The 20,390-nt window shown below is 67.2% G+C and carries 21 protein-coding genes; 12 read left to right on the top strand and 9 right to left on the bottom strand.

Translation table 11 applies throughout. The features are described 5' to 3' along the window. Nucleotides 1-30 precede the first annotated feature (30 nt). Nucleotides 31-480: a ribonuclease HI gene (gene rnhA / locus EJO66_RS17155; RefSeq protein ID WP_012747450.1), complete on the top strand. Its 450-nt coding sequence runs from the start codon at nt 31-33 to the stop codon at nt 478-480. Between the two features lie 31 nt (nt 481-511). Here the strand turns inward: rnhA and moeA are convergent, their stop codons facing one another. Genes moeA through moaA form a run of 3 tightly spaced genes read right to left on the bottom strand, consistent with a single transcriptional unit; the run spans nt 512 to nt 3,617 of the window. Then, nucleotides 512-1,822, bottom strand: a complete 1,311-nt coding sequence (gene moeA, locus EJO66_RS17150; protein ID WP_124957749.1) for a molybdopterin molybdotransferase MoeA — start codon at nt 1,820-1,822, stop codon at nt 512-514. After that, nucleotides 1,819-2,469, bottom strand: coding sequence for a molybdenum cofactor guanylyltransferase MobA (gene mobA / locus EJO66_RS17145; protein ID WP_125965679.1), 651 nt, complete (start codon nt 2,467-2,469; stop codon nt 1,819-1,821). Before mobA ends, moeA begins: the two co-directional genes overlap by 4 nt. Next, complete coding sequence (gene moaA / locus EJO66_RS17140; RefSeq protein WP_124957751.1) at nt 2,466-3,617, bottom strand: GTP 3',8-cyclase MoaA; 1,152 nt, start codon at nt 3,615-3,617, stop codon at nt 2,466-2,468. The genes mobA and moaA overlap by 4 nt, the downstream gene beginning before the upstream one ends. Before the next feature lie 180 nt (nt 3,618-3,797). Here moaA and EJO66_RS17135 point away from each other — a divergent pair, with 180 nt between their 5' ends. Beyond that, the gene (locus EJO66_RS17135; protein ID WP_125965733.1) at nt 3,798-4,682 is read left to right on the top strand and encodes a ZIP family metal transporter; all 885 of its coding nucleotides are present in this window, start codon (nt 3,798-3,800) and stop codon (nt 4,680-4,682) included. Between the two features lie 10 nt (nt 4,683-4,692). Here the strand turns inward: EJO66_RS17135 and EJO66_RS17130 are convergent, their stop codons facing one another. Together EJO66_RS17130 and EJO66_RS17125 are read right to left on the bottom strand one after the other, a co-directional pair. Further along, the gene (locus tag EJO66_RS17130; protein ID WP_124957752.1) at nt 4,693-6,126 is read right to left on the bottom strand and encodes an aldehyde dehydrogenase family protein; all 1,434 of its coding nucleotides are present in this window, start codon (nt 6,124-6,126) and stop codon (nt 4,693-4,695) included. 20 nt (nt 6,127-6,146) lie between these two features. Continuing rightward, complete coding sequence (locus tag EJO66_RS17125) at nt 6,147-6,701, bottom strand: peroxiredoxin (RefSeq protein ID WP_125965678.1); 555 nt, start codon at nt 6,699-6,701, stop codon at nt 6,147-6,149. Between the two features lie 44 nt (nt 6,702-6,745). On the opposite strand from EJO66_RS17125, the gene EJO66_RS17120 reads away from it, so the two are divergent. The 8 genes from EJO66_RS17120 to EJO66_RS17085 all read left to right on the top strand — a co-directional run bounded on the left by EJO66_RS17120 (nt 6,746) and on the right by EJO66_RS17085 (nt 14,295). Then, complete coding sequence (locus EJO66_RS17120; protein WP_124957754.1) at nt 6,746-8,323, top strand: phospholipase D family protein; 1,578 nt, start codon at nt 6,746-6,748, stop codon at nt 8,321-8,323. Nucleotides 8,324-8,332: 9 nt separating this feature from the next. After that, complete coding sequence (locus tag EJO66_RS17115) at nt 8,333-9,121, top strand: sterol desaturase family protein (protein WP_124957755.1); 789 nt, start codon at nt 8,333-8,335, stop codon at nt 9,119-9,121. Then, nucleotides 9,105-10,061, top strand: a complete 957-nt coding sequence (locus EJO66_RS17110; RefSeq protein WP_124957756.1) for a fatty acid desaturase — start codon at nt 9,105-9,107, stop codon at nt 10,059-10,061. The genes EJO66_RS17115 and EJO66_RS17110 overlap by 17 nt, the downstream gene beginning before the upstream one ends. A gap of 3 nt (nt 10,062-10,064) precedes the next feature. After that, the gene (locus EJO66_RS17105; protein WP_124957757.1) at nt 10,065-12,005 is read left to right on the top strand and encodes a 3-oxoacyl-[acyl-carrier-protein] synthase III C-terminal domain-containing protein; all 1,941 of its coding nucleotides are present in this window, start codon (nt 10,065-10,067) and stop codon (nt 12,003-12,005) included. Beyond that, nucleotides 11,992-12,888 carry a DUF6999 family protein gene (locus tag EJO66_RS17100; RefSeq protein ID WP_124957758.1) on the top strand — a complete coding sequence of 299 codons (897 nt, stop codon included), beginning with the start codon at nt 11,992-11,994 and terminating at the stop codon, nt 12,886-12,888. The genes EJO66_RS17105 and EJO66_RS17100 overlap by 14 nt, the downstream gene beginning before the upstream one ends. 17 nt (nt 12,889-12,905) lie before the next feature. Then, on the top strand, nt 12,906-13,274 hold the full coding sequence (locus EJO66_RS17095) for a hypothetical protein (protein ID WP_124957759.1): 369 nt from the start codon (nt 12,906-12,908) through the stop codon (nt 13,272-13,274). Beyond that, nucleotides 13,261-13,491 carry a hypothetical protein gene (locus tag EJO66_RS17090; protein ID WP_012747462.1) on the top strand — a complete coding sequence of 77 codons (231 nt, stop codon included), beginning with the start codon at nt 13,261-13,263 and terminating at the stop codon, nt 13,489-13,491. The genes EJO66_RS17095 and EJO66_RS17090 overlap by 14 nt, the downstream gene beginning before the upstream one ends. A gap of 222 nt (nt 13,492-13,713) precedes the next feature. After that, entirely contained in the window at nt 13,714-14,295 is a 582-nt protein-coding gene (locus tag EJO66_RS17085) for a hypothetical protein (protein ID WP_125965677.1), read from the top strand. Here EJO66_RS17085 and EJO66_RS17080 read toward each other — a convergent pair. After that, on the bottom strand, nt 14,289-15,125 hold the full coding sequence (locus tag EJO66_RS17080) for a metal-dependent hydrolase (protein WP_124957761.1): 837 nt from the start codon (nt 15,123-15,125) through the stop codon (nt 14,289-14,291). The two genes, EJO66_RS17085 and EJO66_RS17080, sit on opposite strands and share 7 nt — an antisense overlap. Before the next feature lie 113 nt (nt 15,126-15,238). On the opposite strand from EJO66_RS17080, the gene EJO66_RS17075 reads away from it, so the two are divergent. After that, complete coding sequence (locus tag EJO66_RS17075; protein WP_124957762.1) at nt 15,239-15,871, top strand: TetR/AcrR family transcriptional regulator; 633 nt, start codon at nt 15,239-15,241, stop codon at nt 15,869-15,871. 8 nt (nt 15,872-15,879) lie between these two features. Here EJO66_RS17075 and EJO66_RS17070 read toward each other — a convergent pair whose 3' ends face one another. Together EJO66_RS17070 and EJO66_RS17065 are read right to left on the bottom strand one after the other, a co-directional pair. Beyond that, nucleotides 15,880-16,248 carry a nuclear transport factor 2 family protein gene (locus EJO66_RS17070; protein ID WP_124957763.1) on the bottom strand — a complete coding sequence of 123 codons (369 nt, stop codon included), beginning with the start codon at nt 16,246-16,248 and terminating at the stop codon, nt 15,880-15,882. Beyond that, nucleotides 16,248-18,794: a sodium-translocating pyrophosphatase gene (locus tag EJO66_RS17065; RefSeq protein ID WP_124957764.1), complete on the bottom strand. Its 2,547-nt coding sequence runs from the start codon at nt 18,792-18,794 to the stop codon at nt 16,248-16,250. The genes EJO66_RS17070 and EJO66_RS17065 overlap by 1 nt, the downstream gene beginning before the upstream one ends. Nucleotides 18,795-19,048: 254 nt before the next feature. On the opposite strand from EJO66_RS17065, the gene ppa reads away from it, so the two are divergent. After that, nucleotides 19,049-19,576 carry an inorganic diphosphatase gene (gene ppa, locus EJO66_RS17060; RefSeq protein WP_124957765.1) on the top strand — a complete coding sequence of 176 codons (528 nt, stop codon included), beginning with the start codon at nt 19,049-19,051 and terminating at the stop codon, nt 19,574-19,576. Between the two features lie 9 nt (nt 19,577-19,585). Here ppa and EJO66_RS17055 read toward each other — a convergent pair whose 3' ends face one another. After that, nucleotides 19,586-20,338 (bottom strand): hypothetical protein, encoded by a 753-nt coding sequence (locus EJO66_RS17055; RefSeq protein ID WP_125965676.1) that lies wholly within the window; start codon nt 20,336-20,338, stop codon nt 19,586-19,588. Nucleotides 20,339-20,390 lie beyond the last annotated feature (52 nt).

The raw sequence follows: 20,390 nt of genomic DNA, 5'->3' as shown, positions 1-20,390 counted from the left end.
AAATACTGAAAGAAGAAGGAAAAGAGCGTTTTGAACGAAGTCGTGATCTACACCGATGGTGCGTGCAAAGGCAATCCCGGCCCTGGGGGCTGGGGCGCGTGGCTCAAGTCGGGCGCCACCGAAAAGGAACTGTTCGGCGGCGAACTCAACACCACCAACAACCGGATGGAGCTCACCGCCGTGATCGAGGGCCTGGCCGCGCTCAAACGGCCCTGCAAGGTCATCCTCTACCTGGACAGCCAGTACGTGCGCATGGGCATCACCGAATGGATCCGCGGCTGGAAGGCCAAGGGCTGGCGCACCTCGACCAAGCAGCCGGTCAAGAACGTCGAGCTCTGGCAGAAACTCGACAAGCTGGTGGCCGAAGGAGGCCACGTGATCGAATGGCGCTGGGTCAAGGGCCATTCGGGCGACGTCGGCAACGAACGCGCCGACATGCTTGCCAACAAGGGCGTGGACAAGGCGCTGGGCCGGATCTGAGCCCCTGCTGAAGTGCGCGGCCCGTGGCGGGCTACGCCTCCAGCATCATCACGTCGACTTCGTCGCCCGCGGCCACATTGCCCTGGTCGTGGTGCAGCACCACGAGCCCGTTGGCCTCGACCATCGAGCTCAGCACGCCGGAGCCCTGGTTGCCGGCAATGCGAACCTCGGGCAGCGCACCGGCCACCGCCTGCACGAAGCCGCGCTGGTATTCGGTGCGGCCGGGCTTCTTGCGGATGGCGCTCGCGGCGCGTGCGCGCAGCAGCGGCGCTGGCGCCGCGGCAATTTCGTGGCATCCCATCATGCGCAGCAGGGCGGGCCGCACGAAGGCAAGAAAGGTGACCATGACCGCCACCGGATTGCCGGGCAGGCCGAAGAGCACCGCCGAGCCCGGCGCGGCCTGCTGGTTGCGCGGAACGAGCCCGACCGCCATCGGCCGGCCGGGGCGCATGGCCACGCGCCAGAAAGCCATGTCGCCGAGCTGCTGCATCACGGCGCGCGTATGGTCGGCGGCGCCGACACTCACGCCGCCGCTGGTGATGATGGCGTCGGCCTGGCCCGCGGCCTGCTGCAGCGTGGCGGCGAGCGTGGCCGGATCGTCGCGCACCAGGCCCAGGTCGATCACTTCGCAGCCCAGCCGCGTGAGCAGGCCGAACACCGTGTAGCGGTTGCTGTCGTACACCGCGCCTTCGCGCGGCGGCTCGCCAAGGCTCAGAATCTCGTCGCCGGTCGAGAAATAGGCCACGCGCAGCCGCCGCAGCGCGGGCACCGAAGGCAGCCCCAGGCTGGCGACCATGCCCAGCGCGGCGGGCGACAGGCGCTCGCCGCGCCGCAAGGCCGGCTGGCCCTGCATGAGGTCTTCGCCGGCGAAGCGGCGGTTGTCGCCGCGCCGAAGCACCTTGGCGGGAAAGCGCACGCGGTCGCCGTCGACCTTGCAGAATTCCTGCGGAATCACCGTGTCGAGCCCTTCGGGCATGACCGCGCCCGTCATGATGCGAACCGCGTCGCCGGCAGCCAGCGCGCCGCGCCAGGCCGTGCCCGCCAAGGCGGTACCCACCACGCGCAGCTCGACGGATGCGTCCGTGGGCGAATCGTCCCGCAGGATCGCGCCGTCGAAGGCGAAGCCGTCCATCGCGGAGTTGTCGTGCGGCGGCACGCTGACCGGCGAAATGATGTCTTCGGCCAGTACGCGGCCGAGCGCTTCGCGCAGCGCGACTTCTTCGCGCTCCGATACCACGGCGGGCGCCACCAGTTGCGCCAGGAAGGCCTGGACGCCCTGGACGCTCAACGCCTGGGGGTCATAGCCGGCAAGGGCGGCGGCAATGTCGGCGATGCGGCTCATCGGTTTTCCAGCGCGTGCAGTTCGGCCAGCGTGTTGGCATTGAAGAAGGCGTCGGGCGCATCGCCGGGCCGGTCGAAGGGCACGAACACCGTGCGGTGCTGCGCGGTCCAGGCGTCGATCTTGCGGCCGCCGGACTGGGTGAAGTTCACCAGGCTTTCGAGCAGCGGGGTATGCAGCAGGCAGAACACCGGTTGCGGCCGCAGCACCGGCGCCGCGCCGGGCTCGGCGGCGGCCTCGGGGGCGCTGACCATGGCAATTTCCGCGTCGTTGGCCACCAGGGCCTCGGCCAACCGGCTCGCCAGGTCGAGCGGAAACAGCGGTGTATCGCAGGGCACGGTGAGCAGGTAGGGTGTTTCGCAGCGTTCGAGGCCGGTCAGGAAGCCCGCCAGCGGGCCGGCATAGTCGGCCAGGCTGTCGGGCCACACCGGAACGCCGAAGGACTCATAAGCTGCCAGGTTGCGGTTGGCATTGATCATGACCTCGCCCACCTGCATGCCCAGGCGCAGCACGGCATGCATGGCGAGCGGCGAGCCATTGAAGTTCTGCAGGCCCTTGTCGATGCCGCCCATGCGCGAACCGCGGCCGCCGGCCAGCAGCAGGCCGGTGATCTCGTCGGGGGAAATGGATTCTTGTGTTTTTGGGGTCATCCGCCGATATAGCTCATTTCGACGCGGCGCGGCGCGGGGTCGTTGGCGTCGTGCTCGCCGCTTTCGGGGCCGCGAAGCGCGCGCAGTTCGGAATAGCGGTCGGCGCGGCCCTGCCAGATGTGGCCGATGGCGGAGCCGATGTCCTCGTCGGTAGCCGTGCCGCGCAGCAAGGGGCGCAGGTCGTGGCCCGCGCTCGCAAAGAGGCAGAGGTAGAGCTTGCCCTCGGTGGACAGGCGCGCGCGGCTGCAGTCGTGGCAGAAGGCCTGGGTCACGCTGCTGATCACGCCGATTTCCCCACCGCCATCGGCGTAGGCCCATCGCTGGGCGGTTTCGCCCGGCGCGCTGGGCTCGAGCGGCACCAGCGGAAACTCGGCGCCGATACGCGCAATGACCTCGGCCGAGGGCAGCACCTCGTCCATGCGCCAGCCGTTGGTGGCGCCCACGTCCATGTATTCGATGAAGCGCAGCACCACCTTGCCGCCATGGTGGTCTCGGAAGTAGCGCGCCATCGGCAGGATTTCCTGCTCGTTGGTGCCGCGCTTGACCACCATGTTCACCTTCAGCGGACCGAGGCCCGCGGCCAGCGCTGCCTCGATGCCGGCGAGCACGTCGGCCACCGGAAAATCGACGTCGTTCATGTGGCGGAACACCGCGTCATCCAGGCTGTCGAGGCTCACGGTCACGCGCTGCAGGCCAGCGGCGGCCAGCGCGGCCGCCTTGCGCCGCAGCAGCGAGCCGTTGGTGGTGAGCGTGAGCGCGAGCGGTTCGCCGCCCGGGGTGCGGATTTCGGACAGCTGCCCGATCAGCGCCTCGATGTTCTTGCGCAGCAGCGGCTCGCCGCCGGTGAGGCGGATCTTGCGCACGCCATGGGCCGCGAACAGGCGGGCGAGGCGGGTCATTTCCTCGAAGCTCAGCAGCGCGCTGTGCGGCAGGTACTGGTAGTCCTTGTCGAACACGTCCTTGGGCATGCAGTAGCTGCAGCGGAAGTTGCAGCGGTCGGTCACGCTGATGCGCAGGTCGGTCAGCGGCCGGCCCAGGCGGTCGAGCAGCCGCCCGGTGGCGGGCACGGCAACGTCCGGGACCGCCACGGCGGGGCGCGCGCGGCCGATCTCGGAGAGCGGAATGACGGTGGTGCTTTTGCGGTTCATGGGGCTATGGGCAATTTACTCCATCGGGCATGGGCAAATCCGAAAAGGGCTACTTCGAAGGCAACTCGCCGACTGGACGGCGTTGTTGAGAATTACTATCATTCGTTCGCCCGAGTACGCAGCACTCGAATGGACGCAAAGGGCTCTTTCAACCCAAGGAGCTTGCGACCCGTGTCTTCCATGCTGCGCGCCGATCTTTCCGCACGCCAGCGCGTCGGCCTGGCGATCATTTCCGCAGGCGCGCTCGCGCTGATGTTCCGGTTCTTCCGATTCGTGCACGCAGACCCGGTGGTCTGGAGCGCCTTGCTGGGCGGCTCGGTTGCCGCGCTGGCCACCGCGCTGGGCACGCTGCCGGTGCTGTTCTCGCAGAAGCTGCCCGACCGCCTGCAGGACACGCTGTTCGGCTTCGGCGCCGGCGTGATGCTGGCGGCCTGCGCCTTCTCGCTGATCATTCCCGGACTGGAGGCCGCCCGGTCGGCGCAGGTATTCGGCGGCGGCAGCTGGGCTGCGGGCGGCGTCGTCGGCGCGGCCATTCTGCTGGGCGCCGCCGCGCTGATGCTGCTGGACCGCGTGCTGCCGCATGAGCACTTCATCAAGGGCCTGGAGGGCCAGGCCGCGCGCAGGCTGCGGCGGACCTGGCTCTTCGTGTTTGCCATCGCGCTGCACAACCTGCCGGAAGGCCTGGCGATCGGCGTGGGCTACGCGGCCGGCAACGGGCTGCGTGCCGACGCGCTGGCCACTGGCATTGCGATCCAGGATGTGCCTGAAGGCCTGGTGGTGGCGGTGGCGCTGCTGGCCGCCGGCTACCGGCGCGGGTTCGCGGTGATGATCGGGATGGCTTCCGGGCTGGTCGAGCCGCTGGGCGCCGTGGCGGGAGCGGCCGTGATCGGCCACTCGGCCATGCTGCTTCCGTGGGGCCTTGGTTTTGCGGCCGGCGCGATGCTGTTCGTGATCAGCCACGAGATCATCCCGGAATCGCACCGCAAGGGGCACGAGAGCTTCGCGACCAGCGGGCTGATGCTCGGCTTCGTGCTGATGATGCTGCTGGACACAGCACTCGGGTAGGACCGGCCCTTCAGCCGTGCTTGACGGCCACCGTCTTGAGCGTGGTGAAGCCGTAGAGCGCCTCGAAGCCCTTTTCGCGTCCGTAGCCCGACGACTTGACGCCGCCGAACGGCAGCTCCACGCCGCCGCCGGCGCCGTAGTTGTTGATGAACACCTGGCCGCTGCGCACCCGCTTGGCCATGCGGAACTGGCGCGCGCCGTCGGTCGTCCAGACACCGGCCACGAGGCCGAACTGCGTGGCGTTGGCGAGCGCCACGGCTTCGTCCTCGTCGGCGAACTGCATCGCGGCGAGCACCGGGCCGAACACCTCTTCCTGCGCCAGGCGGTGGTTCACCGGCACGTCGCGCAGCAGGGTGGGGGCCTGGTAGAAGCCGGTTTCGGGCGCCTCGTCGACCACGATGCCTTGGGCCACCATCGGGATGCCCGCCACCTGGGCGTCGCTCAGGAAATCCCACACGCGCTGCTGCTGCGTCTGGCGGATCAGCGGGCCGACGTCCAGGTCCATGGCCGCGGGGCCGACGCGCAGGGCCTCGAAGGCACGGCCGAGGCGCTCGAGCAGCGGCTCGTAGATGCTGCGCTGGATCAGCACGCGCGAGCCGGCCGAGCAGGTCTGGCCGGCGTTCTGCACGATGGCGTTGATGATCACCGGAATGGCCGCGTCGAGGTCGGCGTCGGCAAAGATGATCTGCGGGCTCTTGCCGCCGAGCTCGAGGGTGACCGGGCAATGCCGCTCCGCCGCCACCTGCTGGATCAGCGTGCCGATCTTCGGGCTGCCGGTGAAGCTGATGTGGTCGACGCCTTCGTGCCGCGCGAGCGCATCGCCCACTTCATGGCCGTAGCCGGTCACGATGTTGAGCGCGCCGGCCGGAAAGCCGACCTCGGCCGCCAGTTGCGCCACGCGAATGAGGGAAAGGCAGGCATCTTCGGCTGGCTTCACCACGCACACGTTGCCGGCCGCCAGCGCGCCACCCACGCTGCGGCCGAAGATCTGCATCGGGTAGTTCCACGGAATGACGTGGCCCGTGACGCCGTGCGGCTCGCGCCAGGTGAAGACGCTGTAGCCGTCCTGGTAGGGAATGGTCTCGCCGTGCAGCTTGTCGCAGGCGCCGGCATAGAACTCGAAATAGCGCACCAGCGCGAGCGCGTCGGCGCGGGCCTGCTTCACGGGCTTGCCGCAATCGCGCTGCTCGATGAGCGCGAGTTCGTCGACGTGCTCGGCAACCTTCTGCGAGAGCTTGTAGAGCAGGCGGCCGCGGTCGGCTGCGCTCACCTTGTGCCAGACGCCTTCGAAACAGTCGCGTGCTGCGCGCACGGCGGAGTCGATGTCGGCAGCGTTGCTGCGCTGGATTTCGTCGAAAGGCTGGCCGTCGGAGGGGTCGAGCACCTGCAGGGTGCGGCCGGAGGATGACGGGACGTCGGCGTTGGCGATGAAGTTGAGTTGCATGAGACGGGATTTTGCACCCGCTACCGGGGCGGGCCCGGCCGCGGCAGCGCCCGGACGGCGTTGAGCATGCGCTCCACGTGCTTGTCCGGATTCAGGTTCTGGTAGTAATACGCGACGGTGCCGTTCGGCGTGATTACGTAGGACAGGCGGTTGGCGAAGTCGGGCCGGGTCTGCATCAGGGCGTCGAAGCCGTTGATCACGGACTTCGATTCGTCCGAGGCCACGGGAAAGCGGCTCTGGCACGACTTGACCGAGAACTTGGAGAGGGTGTCGATGTCGTCGGCCGACACGCCGATGACCGTGGCGCCGAGCGCGGCGAACTGGTCGATGGCTTCGGCGAAGGCATGCGCTTCGATCGAACAGTCGCTGGAGTCGGCCGCCGGAAAGAAGTACACCACCACCGGCCCCTTGGCCAAGGCATCCGCCAGCGAATAGCGGAAGGTCTTGCCGCCCAGCGCAGCAGTGGCAGTGAACCTGGGCACCGGGTCGCCGATGTCCAGTGCGGCCCAGGCGGGCAGTGCCAGCCCGGCTGCGACCGACATCAGTGCGATGCGTGAGAGGATCGGTCTTGGCATGGTGTAACTCCGAGCAGGTGTGAAACGAATTCTAGGATGCCATCATGAACTTCTGGGCCCCACTTCTTCTGCGGATCTGTCTTGCCGGCGCCATGGCCGCGGCGCTGGCGGCGTGCGGCTCGCTGCCGCCGGCGCGCGAGCGGGCGGCGGTGAATGCCGCCGCGGCCGATCCGTCCACCACGCTGGCACGCATCGCAGCCGCCTCGACGCCGCCCGGCGAGCACTCGGGCTTCAGGCTGATGCCGCTCGGCGTGTATTCGCTCGACGCGCGCGTCCAGCTTGCAGAGCGCGCCCAGCGCTCGCTGGTGGTTCAGTACTACCAGTTCGAGAACGACGCCACCGGACGCCTCCTGATGCGCGCGCTGCGCGAGGCGGCCGGGCGCGGGGTGCAGGTGCGGCTGCTGGTGGACGATCTCTACACCGCCCGGAGCCAGCAGCTGCTGCTGGCGCTTTCCGCAACGCCCAACGTGGACGTGCGGCTCTTCAATCCGTTCTGCTGCGGGCGCAACGGTTTTCTCTCGCGCTTCGCGGCCTCGCCGCACGAGATCGGGCGGCTCAACCACCGCATGCACAACAAGCTCTTCATCGCTGACGGCGTCATGGCGGTGGTGGGCGGCCGCAACATCGCCGACGAGTATTTCGTGCTGAGCGAGGCGCAGAACTTCATCGACATGGACGCGCTCGTGGTGGGCAAGGTGCTGCCGCAGCTCGAATCGATCTTCGATGCCTATTGGAACAGCAAGCAGGTCTGGCCCATTGCCGACATCGTGCGCGGCGAGGGCGGTCGCACGCCCACGGCCGCCGACTTCGACGCCTGGATCGGCATGGCGGCACCGCCGCCGAAGATCGTGCTTCCGCCGTCCGACGTCCTGGGCTACGGGCCGATCGCAGAAGAACTCGACGGCGGCCGCATGGGGCTGCTGTGGGGCGAGGCCCGCGCCATTGCCGATCCGCCCACCAAGCCCACCACGATGACCGAGGACGAAGCCATTGCCACCAGCGTGACGATGAAGGTCTGGACGCTGCTGATGGAGGCCAAGGTCGAGGTCGACCTGACCTCGCCCTACCTGGTGCCCGGCGAGCGCGGCATGGCGGCCTTCGAGGACCTGGCCAGGCGCAAGGTCAAGCTCACGCTGCTGACCAATTCGCTGGCCGCCAACGACGAGCCGCTGGTGCACACCGGCTATGCGCGCTACCGCGAGCGGCTGCTCAGGAGCGGTGCCGACCTGTACGAGCTGAGCCCGCAGCGCACCACCGCGGGCGAGCGCTTCGGCATGTTCGGCAAATCGCTGGGGCGGCTGCACTCCAAGACCGCCGCCATCGACAAGACGCGCATTTTCATCGGCTCGATGAATCTCGATCCGCGCTCGGCGAGCCAGAACACCGAGATGGGCGTGGTGGTCGACAGCCCCCAGCTGGCGCGCGAGATGCTGCGCGTCATCAACATCAGCAAGCTGCAGAACTCGTACCGGCTGCGCATTGCCAAGGACACCGGCACGCTGCAGTGGCTCACGACCGATGGCGAAAAGGAGGTCATCCTCACGTCGGAGCCGGAGTCGAGCTTCCTCCAGCGGCTGCACAACCTGATCATTGCGCCCCTGGTTCCCGAAATGCTGCTGTAGCCTCGGGGGATGGCGCAAAGCTTCACTTCGTTGTCGGCCCTCCAGGTGATGTGTTGGGGGCTCTTCTTTTTCGGCGGCATCTACCTGGGGTTCGGTGCCCTCAACTGGCTGCTGACCCGGCGGGTGCTGCCCGCGCTCGGCATCGGGCGCGTGCTCGACCCGCGGCCGCTGCAGCCGGGGCAGCTGCGCCGCGAACTGGCGCAGTCGGGCGTGTCGGTGCTCGTGTTCGGGCTGGGCATGGTGTTTCCGTGGGGCTTGCTCCAGCTGGGCTGGGCGCGGCTCGATGCCGACGCGGGCTGGCGCCAGGTCGCGGCCGAAGTCCTCCTGCTCGCAATCTGGAACGACGTTCATTTCTGGTTCAACCATCGGCTGCTGCACACGCGCTGGCTGCGGCGCTTTCACGGGCCGCATCACCGCTCGGTCGTGACCACGCCGTGGGCCACCTACAGCTTTCATCCGATCGAGGCGGCCATGCTCGGCAACGTGATCCTGCTGCCGATGCTGCTGCACGACTTCAGCTTCTGGTCGCTCGCGTCGGTGCCGCTGTTCAGCCTGTTCTTCAACAGCATCGGGCACTCGAATTACGACTTCTTTCCCCGGGCGTCGTACAGCCATTGGTTTGCCGCGAGCCGCCGCCACCATTTGCATCACGCCTGCCACAGCGGCAACTACGGCTTCCAGTTCACTTTCATGGACCGGTTGTTCGGCACGCGCATTGCCGCCGATGCGGCCGAGCCGCAGTTCCTGGCCTTCCGCGAGAAGCAGCAACGCCAACGGCAGCATGGCACGCCGGCCTGAGGCGCCGCGCCGGCCGGCGCGCCTTCGCCATTGGCGCGACTGGCAGAGCCTGGCGTACCTGGCGGCGCTCCCGGCGCTGGCGGCATGGCAGTGGGTGCATGGCTTTGCCGTGCTGCTCTATGCGCCGATGCTGTTCCTGACGCTTGGCGTGGGCGTGATCCACCACAACCATGTGCATCTGCGCATGTGGCGCGGGCGGCGCATGAACCGGTTCACCGACTTCTGGATCACGCTGCTGCAGGGGCATCCGACCTTCGTCTTCTGGCCCGCGCACGTGGCCAACCACCATCGCCACCGGCATGGGCCGCGGGACGTGGCGCGCACCTACCGCTTCGGCGGCGACACCAACCATCTGCGGGGTTATCTGCTGCATCCGTTCCAGGCCGTGTGGGTGCTGGTGCCGGTGTTCTTCGGCTGGCTCGCGCGCCTTCGCAGGCACCGGCCGGGACCCTGGCGCTACTGCATGGCGCAGTACGCCCTGTGGCTCGGCAGCTGGAGCGCGCTGCTGCTGCTCGACTGGCGCAAGGCCCTGCTGCTGGTGATCGTGCCGCAGCTGCACGGGCTGCATTGGCTGCTGGCCACCAACTATCTGCAGCACGCACACGCTGACGGGCGCCGGCCCGGGCCAGATACGGAGGCGCGGTGCGATACCGCGGGTACCCGCCTGAACTACGCGCGCAATTTCGAGGGGCTGGTGAACCCCTTGCTGTTCAACATCGGCCTGCACACCGCACATCACGAGAACCCGCATGTCCACTGGTCCGAGCTCACGCAACTGCACCGCACGCGCTACCGCGCGCGGGTCGACCCCGCGCTCAACGAGCAGGGACTGGTGCCCTACATGGTTCGCGTGTTCGTGCTCGGAGCGCTGTGGCCGCGTTTTCGCAGCCGCTCGATGATGCCTTCCGTGCCCGTGCCGTCCGAGTCTTCAACCCACTGAAACATGCCCGTCCCATTCCAACGCGTCTACATCGAGAGCGCCGGCTACTTCATGCCCGGCGAGCCCATTCCCAACGAGCGCATGGACGCCTACATCGCGCCGCTCAACCGGATGTCGCAGCGCATCAAGCGGCGCATCCTGGCCGAGAACGGCATCCTGACGCGGCACTATGCGATCGACGAGGAGGGCGTGACGCGCCACACCAATGCGCAGCTGGCGGCAGGCGCGATCCGCGACTGCCTGCAGCGCGGCGGCGCCGAGCTGTCGCGCGTGTCGCTGCTGGCCAGCGGCTCTTCGGGCGGCGACACGCTGATGCCCGGCTTTGCCAACATGATCCAGGGCGAACTGGCAGCACCGCCCATGGAGACGCTGTCGGTACACGGCATCTGCGCCGCGGGCGTGTCGGCCATCCAGTCGGCCGCGCAGGGCATCGAACTGGGGGCGCACCGCAGCGCGCTGGCGGTGGCCAGCGAAATGCCGTCGCGGCTTTTCAAGCGCTCGCGCTTCGCTGCGCGCGGCTACGAAACCGACTTCGATTCGCACTTCCTGCGCTGGATGCTCTCCGACGGTGCGGGCGCGCTGCTGCTGTCGGGCGGCACGCCCGCGCTGGCCGGCAACCCGGGGCTGCGCCTGCGGCTCAAGTGGGTGCACCAGCGCGCGTTCTCGGGGGACTACCCGGTCTGCATGCAGCTGGGCCTGACCGAGGACCGCGCGCGCGGCCATCTCGACTTCGGCTCGTGGGCCGAAGCGGAGGCGGCGGGTGCCTTGTCGCTGCGGCAGGACATCCGCCTGCTGCCGCATCTGTTCGACATCGGCATTCATGAATACGCAACGCTGGTGCAGGGCGGTTGGCTCGATCCGAAGCGGATCGATCATTTCCTGTGCCATTACTCGTCGGAGAAATTCATTCCCGTGGTCGAGGACCTGATGGCCAAGGCCGACCTGGCCATTCCGCGCGAGCGCTGGTGGAGCAACCTGGCCTGGCGCGGCAATACGGGGGCGGCGTCGATCCTGGTCATGCTGTCGGAATTCCTGCACACCAAGGCGCTGAAGCCGGGCGAACAGATCTTCTGCTACGTGCCGGAATCGGGGCGCTTCATGGCCGCCTACATGCTGCTGGAGGTCGAGGCTGTCGAGGCGCCCGTCCGCGCGCTGGCCGTTCCGCGCACGACGGCCGACGCGGCCCCCGATGACGAAGCCGCAATCGCGCCGCCGCATGATCCGGCTGCCGCGCCCGAAGGCCTTGGGGCATTGCTGACCGACCTGGCCGGCATCTGGCACGACTACCGCTCGCGCGCCTGGCGCACGCCGCTGATCCGCCAGATCCGCGAGCGCCGCCTTGCCCTGCACGACTACCTGAACTGGATGGAGCAGTGGATACCGCAGGTGCGCGAAGGCAGCCGCTGGATGCGCGAAGGCGCCGCTTCGCTGACCGGGCCGTACCAGGCGCTGGCCGCGCTGATCGACGTGCACGCAGGCGAGGAGCAGGACGACTTCAACATCCTCTTCAGCGACTACCGCAAGGCCGGCGGCACCGTGGCGCGGATCGACGATCTGCGCCGCAACCCCGGCGGAGAGGCGCTCAACGCCTACCTGCACGGCCTGGCCGCCACGCGCAACCCGATCGGCCTGCTGGGCGCGATCTACATCATCGAGGGGACGGGCCAGCGCATCGTTCCTGCGCTGCTGCCGCTGATCAAGGCCGGGCTGAAGCTGCCGCCCGACGCCTTCCGCTTTCTCGAATACCACGGCCACAACGACGAGAACCATCTGAACCGCTGGCTCGCCGCGGTCGAGATGGTGATGGCCGTGGAAGGCGGCGAGGGCGCCGAAGGCCGGGGCCGGGCGGCCCGCCAGATCATCGACACGGCGCGCCACACGGCCGCGCTGTACCTGATGCAGTTTCAGCACATTACGGAGCGGATGCCCCATGAGAACGCCTGACTTTCTTGCGAAGGAGCACGACGAGCGCGACCCCAGTCCATGGCTTGCGCTCTACCTGGACCAGAGCACGCCGCTGCCCGACGAGGTCAAGGCGGCGTGGCTGGCCGACTCGAGTTCGGGCTCGCGCCAGTACCTGCTGCCGTTCCTGCGGCCCGTGGCGCGGCTCACGATCATCCTGATCCAGGTGGTGAAAGTGTTCGTGCCGCGCAACTGGTCGCATTCAAAGCTGCTGCACCGGCTGCTGGCCTGGGGGCTGAAGCGCTTCGTCTCGCCGGAAGCGAACTGGCTGATCCTGCGGCATTTCCACCTGGGCTCGCAGGTGCTGGGCTTCATCGGCCGAAATTCGCCGGCGCCCGTGGGCACCTCGCCGCTGGAGCCGGCCGACATCGATGCCCTGAAGGACGAGACCTTCCTGAAGCACGACCTGAATCTCTTCAACTTCGTGATCCGGCTGAACCAGGCGCTGCGCGACCAGGGGCTGGTGCTGGGCAAGGCGCTCCAGGTCGATTTTTCGATGATCAGGGACCCGGGGCTGCGGCTTTCGGACATGCCGCGCGGCAGGCTCAACTTCCTCGACCTGCAAAGCGCCATCGAGCTTTTCACCCCGCTGTACCAGCTGATGCTGACCGACAACGACTTCTGGCGCGCCGCCAATTCGCTGCAGCTGGATGAAACCATCGGCATCTACGCGGCCACCTTGCTGGGCGCTCCCGAGCACCTCATCCTGGTGAACAACAAGCATCCGCTGGTGCCGCTGTCGACCCTGCGGGCGGGGCACCGGCTGGTCATTCACGGGCTGTCGACGGAGATGCTGCACAGCCTGCTGCGGCGCATGCAGGCCGCGCACGGGGCGACCCCCACGCCGGAGCGGCCACTTGCATAAGCGTATGCTGCCCCCAGATGCAAACCATGAACACGACCCATAATCCGTCTCCCAAGACCGATCTGGCAGTGACCCACGTGCTGGCTCAACTGCTGGAGCGGCTTGAGCACAGCGCCGTCCCCGTAGGCGCCGAGCAATACCGCTCGGTGGTAGAACACCTGGTGCACGAATTCAACGACGTTGAACCGGGCGCCGACCTGGGGCGTCTGCTCGACGCCTATCCTGCCGCCGCCGAGGTCTACGAAAACCTCAATTACCAACATGCCGGCCTCTGCCGGTCGGCGCTCGACACGGCGCTTGCAGCCGAAGTCGGCGCGAGAGAAGCCATTGCACGCGCCATGCGCAACACCGAACCGAAAAAGGACAAAGCCGATGGCCAAAGCTGAGGTCAAGACCGCCGTTGTGGCCGATGGCCTGCGTTACAAGTCGAAGGCACCGGGTTCTCCGTTCCGTGCCTCGGCGTCGTTCAGCGGGGCGACCATGTCCTGCTTCATGTGCGGAAAGCACCGCGTACGGTCGCAATTGCGCACCCGCCAGGTGCTGGGCAAGTCGCAGACCGTTTGCGCACCGTCGTGCAAGGCGCTCGACGAATCCCTTGAATAAACCGGATTCGCCGGCCTAGCAGGGCCGGGCGACGCCCTGGCGACATGCCCGAGCGCGCGCATTGCAGATTTTCTTTCCAAATCCGCTGCAATCGATATACAGTTAGACACAATTGATGCATTTATTGCATCAGTCAAAAGTTCTAATTTGTAGCCGACGGCAAATGATTTCGTACATATGCAATGACGCCCAGTGCCGGGCGATTTGCGGAAGGATCCTGCAATGAACAAGTCGCGTCATGTGGTCATGCAGGTGGTCAAGCGTTCCTCCGGGAGCGCGACGCACCATGTGGAATTCCTCATGGACAACATCTTTGCCGAGCGCCTGCGCCAACTGCGTTCGCTGGTCCCGCCGCTGGGCAGCCTCAACAAGCAGCGCGACCTGGTGATCGACAAGGTGCGAGCACGTCTTCCGAACGCCATCTGGCGTACCGGAAGCCACGTCGACGAGGGCGTGGAGGGCTCCTGCATCGTCATTGCGGCAGAAGGCTCGTTCAATTGCGGCGGCAAAGACCGCAATACGCGCGAAAAGCTGGTGACCTACAACTTTTCGATTTCGCGCCTGATCGAATTGCACGCCGAACGCCCCGACGGCGAAACCCTCTACATCCGCGACGGCACCTTTGCCAATGACGAGCCGGCCGAGTCGGCCGCGGGCCTGTGGGTGGCGTCGCTGACCGAACAGGAAACCGTGATGCGCATTCCGGATGCCCCTTCGGACTTCGATACCCTGCACGACCTGGCGATGCGCCCCGAGCAGCGGGCGGCCGTCGCCCCTCCCACCCACAGGGCCGGTTTCTACTGAAGAGCCTCGGCCGCCGCGCCTACCGGCGTGTACTGCGCGCGATTGTTCTCGAGCCAGCGTGCCGACAGGCTGCTGTCCTGCTGCGCTGGATGGAAATCGGCGCGAAAGTAGTTGCGCCAGGCCTGCCAGTTGCCGCTGAGCAGGCCGCCCCTGCGCAGCAGGATGCACGCGGCGCTCTTCCATGTCGCCCATTTCCACAGCTGGCCTTCGCGGCGCAGGTTGTCGACGGTCTGGCGCATCAGGTCGCCCAGGAACATCAGGGTCACGCGGCGGAACCAGCGCTTGCGCCAGGCGTCGGATCCTTGCGCGGCCTTGTAGATGTCGAAGGCCACGGCTTTGTGCTCCAGCTCTTCGGCGCTGTGCCAGAGCCACATGGTGCGCAGCCGCGGCTCGGCGCCGTCGAGCACTTCGGGATGGGCGAGCAGCCATTCGGCGAACATGGCGGTGAAGTGTTCCGTGGCCGCGGTGACCGCCAGCGCATGGCGGGGATCGGCCCCTTCCATCAACTGCATGCGCCCGGCGGCGCGGGGTGTCCAGCCGTCCACCAGGCCCTGGTTCTGCAGGTGGGCATTGAAAAGCGAATGAATGCGCCGATGCGTGGCCTCCTGGCCGATGAAGCCCCGCACATCGGCGCGAAGCTCTTCCTGCGCTTGCGCCGGCAGCGTGGCCGCGGCGTCGCGCACGGCATCGATGAAGAACTGTTCGCCGAACGGAAAGCTCATCGACAGCGCATTGAAAAAGGCGGTGGAGAATGCGTCGCCGCCGCACCAGTTGTGGCCGAATGGCGTTTGCAGGTCGATCAGAAGGCGGCGCACGACAAGGTCGGTCATGGCGGATGTTCCTTGGAAAAGGCAATGCGGTACACGTCCGTACCAATTTTCCGGAATGGTGCGCGCCGGAACTGGTACCGTCAAGTACCAATGCGTAGGAAAATGTCTTCTCCATGAGCTTCGCGACCGAAAAACCGGCCCTTGCCGACCCCTCCGCAGAGCCCGCCCACGAGCACTACGTCCGGCTGCTGGAAGGCATGGCGCGCGCCGTGGCCACCAAGGGCTACGCGGACACCACCATTGCCGACATCGTGCGCGAGGCCGCTGTTTCGCGCCGCACCTTCTACGAGCACTTCGCGACCAAGTCGGAGTGCCTGATCGCGCTGTACGAGGCGGCCAGCAAGCTGGCGCTGCGCGCCGTGAGCGAGGCCTTCGATCCGGCCCAGCCCTGGCATGCGCAGGTGGAGCGGGCGATCACCGCATATTTCGACTACCTTGCGCAGGACCCGGCGCTGCTGCGCACGCTGTTCGTCGAGATCCTCGGCCTAGGCATGCCGGGGCTGGCGGCGCGGCGCCGGGTGAACGGCGAAATCGCCGGCTTCATTCAGGCGGCCATCAACAGCGGCGGTGGCGCGCACAGCGGCCCCGTGGCGCACCTGACGAGTGAAATGGCGATGACGGTGGTGGGCGGCATCAACGAACTGGTGCTCCAGGCCATCGAACAGGACCGGGTGGGTGATCTGGGCCAATTGGTGCCGCCGGCCACGCGCCTGGTGCGCGCGGTGGCGGCAGAGAGCGCCAGGTAGCGAGAGCGTCAGGCGGGCCTGGCCTGCGACGGATCGTAGAAGAACTCTTCCTGGGCGATGCGGTCGCCCTCCCAGCGCTGCCAGGCGAGCTCTTCCATGCGCATGGCCTTGCCATCCTTGAAGCGGAAATCGAAGATCCAGCGGATCACCACGTGATCGCCGTTCACGAACACCGGGCGCACGCAGGTCGAAACCACAGAGGCCGTGCGGGCCAGCGTGGCCTGCTCGCGGGCAACCAGCGTGCTGCGGCCGCGCCGGGGCTCGGCCTGGTTCTCCCGCATGGTCGCGTCCTCGGTGTAGTAGTTCTCGATGGCCTGGGCGTGCGCGCCGCTCTCCACGGCGGCGATGAAAGCTTCGAGTCTTTCTGCGGAGGGCATCAGGCCTTGACCTTCACTTCGACGCGGCGGGCTTCGCTCGGGGGCCCATCCGCCTGGGTCTGCTCGGGCTTGGCAAGCTCGATCTTGTCCGCGGGTGCGCCGGCAGCCTTGAGCGCATCGCCCACGGCCATGGCGCGCTGCTTGGCGAGTTCGGCGTTCTTGGCCGGATCGCCGCTCGCATCGTGGTAGCCGCTCACGAGCAGGGTGCTGCCGCTCTGCACGGCCTTGATGACGTCGGCCAGCGCTTCTTTGGCATTGGGCGCGACCTCGGCCTTGCCGCTCTCGAAATAGAACTTCACCACGCCGTTCTCGACCTTCACGGCCGCGGCTTCGGCGGCTGCCACGGCGCCGGAGGCAACCGCTGCCGCCGGTGTTGCGGGCGCAGGTGCCTGCACCGGCGCTGCGGGCGCCGAAGAAGCAGCCGGCGCGGTTGCGGCCGGGGGTGTCTCGACCCTGTGCGGCACGGCTGCAGCCGCGTCGCCACCGTGGAACTTGACCACCAGCGGCACGATCAGCAGCGCCACGATGTTGATGATCTTGATCAGCGGATTCACCGCCGGGCCGGCCGTGTCCTTGTAGGGGTCGCCCACGGTGTCGCCGGTGACGGCCGCCTTGTGCGCCTCGGAACCCTTGCCGCCGTGGTGGCCGTCCTCGATGTACTTCTTGGCGTTGTCCCATGCACCGCCGCCCGTGCACATCGAGATGGCAACGAACAGGCCGGTCACGATGGTGCCCATCAGCAGGCCGCCCAGCGCCTTCGGCCCGAGCACCAGCCCCACCAGGATCGGCACCACCACCGGCAGCAGCGAGGGAATCATCATTTCCTTGATGGCAGCGCCGGTCAGCATGCCCACGGCCTTGCCGTACTCGGGCTTGCCGGTGCCTTCCATGATCCCGGGGATCTCGCGGAACTGCCTGCGCACCTCCTCGACCACCGCGCCGGCCGCCCGGCCCACGGCTTCCATGGCCATGGCGCCGAACAGGTAGGGGATCAGCCCGCCGATGAACAGGCCGACGATCACCATCGGGTCGCTCAGGTTGAAGCTGATGTTCAGCCCGAAGCTCTCCAGCTTGTGGGTGTAGTCGGCAAAGAGCACCAGCGAGGCGAGGCCGGCCGAGCCGATGGCGTAGCCCTTGGTCACGGCCTTGGTCGTGTTGCCCACGGCGTCGAGCGGGTCGGTGATGTCGCGCACGCTTGCGGGCATCTCGCTCATTTCGGCGATGCCGCCGGCGTTGTCGGTGATGGGGCCGTAGGCGTCGAGCGCCACCACGATGCCCGCCATGCTGAGCATGGCCGTGGCGGCCACCGCGATGCCGAACAGCCCCGCGAGCGCATACGAGGCCATGATGGCGATGCAGACGAAGATCACCGGCCATGCCGTCGAGCGCATCGAGACGCCGAGGCCCGCGATGATGTTGGTGCCGTGGCCCGTGGTGGAGGCCTGTGCGATGTGCTGCACCGGCTTGTACTGCGTGCCGGTGTAGTACTCGGTGATCCACACCAGCGCAGCCGTGAGCGCCAGGCCCACGAAGCAGGCGCCGAACAGCTTGAGCTGGCTGCCGCTCGGGGCAATGGCGTTGTCGGGGATGATCCAGCCCGTGACGAACCAGAACGCGATCAGCGACAGGATGCCCGCGACCGCCAGGCCCTTGTACAGCGCCGGCATCACATTGGTCATGCCCGGAGAGGCCTTGACGAAGAAGCAGCCGATGATCGAGGCGATGATCGACACGCCGCCCAGTGCCAGCGGATAGAGCACCGCGTTGAGCGGCGCCGCCGTGACCATCAGCGCGCCCAGCACCATGGTGGCGATCAGCGTGACGGCATAGGTCTCGAACAGGTCGGCCGCCATGCCGGCGCAGTCGCCCACGTTGTCGCCCACGTTGTCCGCAATGACGGCCGGGTTGCGCGGATCGTCTTCCGGAATGCCCGCTTCGACCTTGCCCACCAGGTCGGCGCCCACGTCGGCGCCCTTGGTGAAGATGCCGCCGCCCAGCCGCGCGAAGATCGAGATCAGCGAGGAGCCGAAGGCAAAGCCGATCAGCGGGTTGAGGATGGCCGAGAGGCTGCGGTCCGGCGTGAGATTGCCGTTGCCCGCCAGGAACCAGTAGAAGACCGAAACGCCCAGGAGGCCCAGCCCCACCACCAGCATTCCCGTGATGGCGCCGCCGCGGAACGCGACGTCGAGCGCCGGGCCGATGCCTTGCGTGGCCGCCTGCGCGGTGCGCACATTGGCGCGCACCGATACGTTCATGCCGATGAAGCCGCAGGCGCCCGAAAGCACCGCGCCCACCACGAAGCCGATGGCCGTGGTCGCGTCCAGAAAGATGCCGATGAGAATGGCCAGGACCACGCCGACCACCGCGATGGTGGTGTACTGCTTGGCGAGGTAGGCCGATGCGCCGGCCTGGATGGCTGCCGCGATCTCCTGCATCCGCGCGTTGCCGGGGTCCTTGGCGAGAATCCAACTTCGAGCCCAGAAACCGTAGCCCACGGCCACAAGGCCGCAGACGATGGCGAGTATCAGGGGGGTGTTGCCGATCATGCTTTGCTTCTCCATTCGTTCGTTGTGACTAGTGGAGACGGACAGCATGGGTCCTGCGCGCAACGCGTACGGGACCCAGGTTTTCCGTCGCGTTGCTTCCTCGAAGCTCGCAGCACCGAGGTGCGGAGCCGATTGGCCAACGGGTGCAATTTACAGGCAAAAACAGGAACGCGTGCGACCGGGCCGCGACACGGAAAGTAAACTCCGGGTTTGTCCCCATCTCTCCTCATACTTTTCAACTACTCGAAAACGTCATGTCCTTCGACAAAGTCTCCCCCGGCAAGAACATCCCCGACGCCTTCAATGTCGTGATCGAAATCCCGATGAACGCCGACCCGATCAAGTACGAAGTCGACAAGGAATCGGGCGCGATCTTCGTGGACCGCTTCATGACGACCGCGATGTACTACCCGGCCAACTATGGCTACGTGCCGCAAACGTTGTCGGGCGACGGCGACCCGGTCGACGTGCTGGTGATCGCGCCGTATCCGCTCTTGCCCGGCGTGGTGGTGCCGTGCCGCCCGCTTGGCATCCTGATGATGGAAGACGAAGCCGGCGTCGACGGCAAGGTGCTGGCCGTGCCCACCGACAAGGTGCTGCCGATCTACAGCCACTGGAAGTCGGTCGACGACGTGAACCCGATGCGCCTGAAGGCCATCAGCCACTTCTTCGAGCACTACAAGGACCTGGAAGCCGGCAAGTGGGTCAAGGTACTGGGCTGGGAAGGCATCGACGCGGCCAAGAAGGAAGTCGTCGACGGCATCGCTGCCTACAGGAAGTAATCGGCTGCCTCAGCCCTGGGCCGCGTCGCCGGCCAGCCGCATCCACTCGCGATTGACGGAGCGGGCGTGCGAGTTCCAGTGGCGCGCGGCCTGCTGGAGTTCGCTCCATTGGCGCTGCGCGCCGGCGGCGTCGCCTTGTTCAGCCAGCCAGGCAATGTAGCGGGCACGGGCCTCGACCGTGTTGTGCTGGCTCAACGCGGCCTCGAAGGCCTCGCGGGCCTCTGCATGGCGCCCATCGGCGGTGAGCGCGCGAGCGGTGAGCACGGCGACTTCGTCCCTGCGGTAGTCGTCGCGCGAGGCGCGCAGGGCCTGGAGCGCCTGCAGCGCTTCGCGGCCTGAAGCCGCGCCGCCCGCAGCCAGCAGCGCGCTGGCCAAGCCAAATTGCAATTCAGGATCGGATGCGAGCGGGCCCTTCAGGGCGTCGCGATAGTGTCCGACCGCATCGGCAGCCTGGCCCTTGCCCAGCGCAGCCTTGGCGAGGCGCAGCTTGTTCTGGGCGGTGGGGGCCAGATCGTAGGCCTGCGTGGCCGCGCGGTACTCGCGTTCGGGGTCGATGAGGTCGATGGCTGCGCTCGCCACCTTGCCTGCGGTACGTTGCATGCGGGAGGCAGGCAGGTACTCGACCACAAAGTACACGATGCTGCCCAGCAGAGGGAAGCTGAAGAGAATGATGAGCCAGTACATCTGCTTGCCATGGCGCATTGCATGCACGGCGAAGAACAGCGCAATGAGGATGTGCAGCCCCAGTCCGACGAACGGCATCGGTTTCTTTCTGTTGTTGTACCGGGCGCGTTTATAGCAGCCCCGGATTGCA

Source organism: Variovorax beijingensis, from assembly GCF_003951285.1.
GTDB classification, from domain to species: domain Bacteria; phylum Pseudomonadota; class Gammaproteobacteria; order Burkholderiales; family Burkholderiaceae_C; genus Variovorax; species Variovorax beijingensis.
Note: the sequence above shows the minus strand (reverse complement) of the source record. Positions and strands in the feature narration are given on the sequence as shown.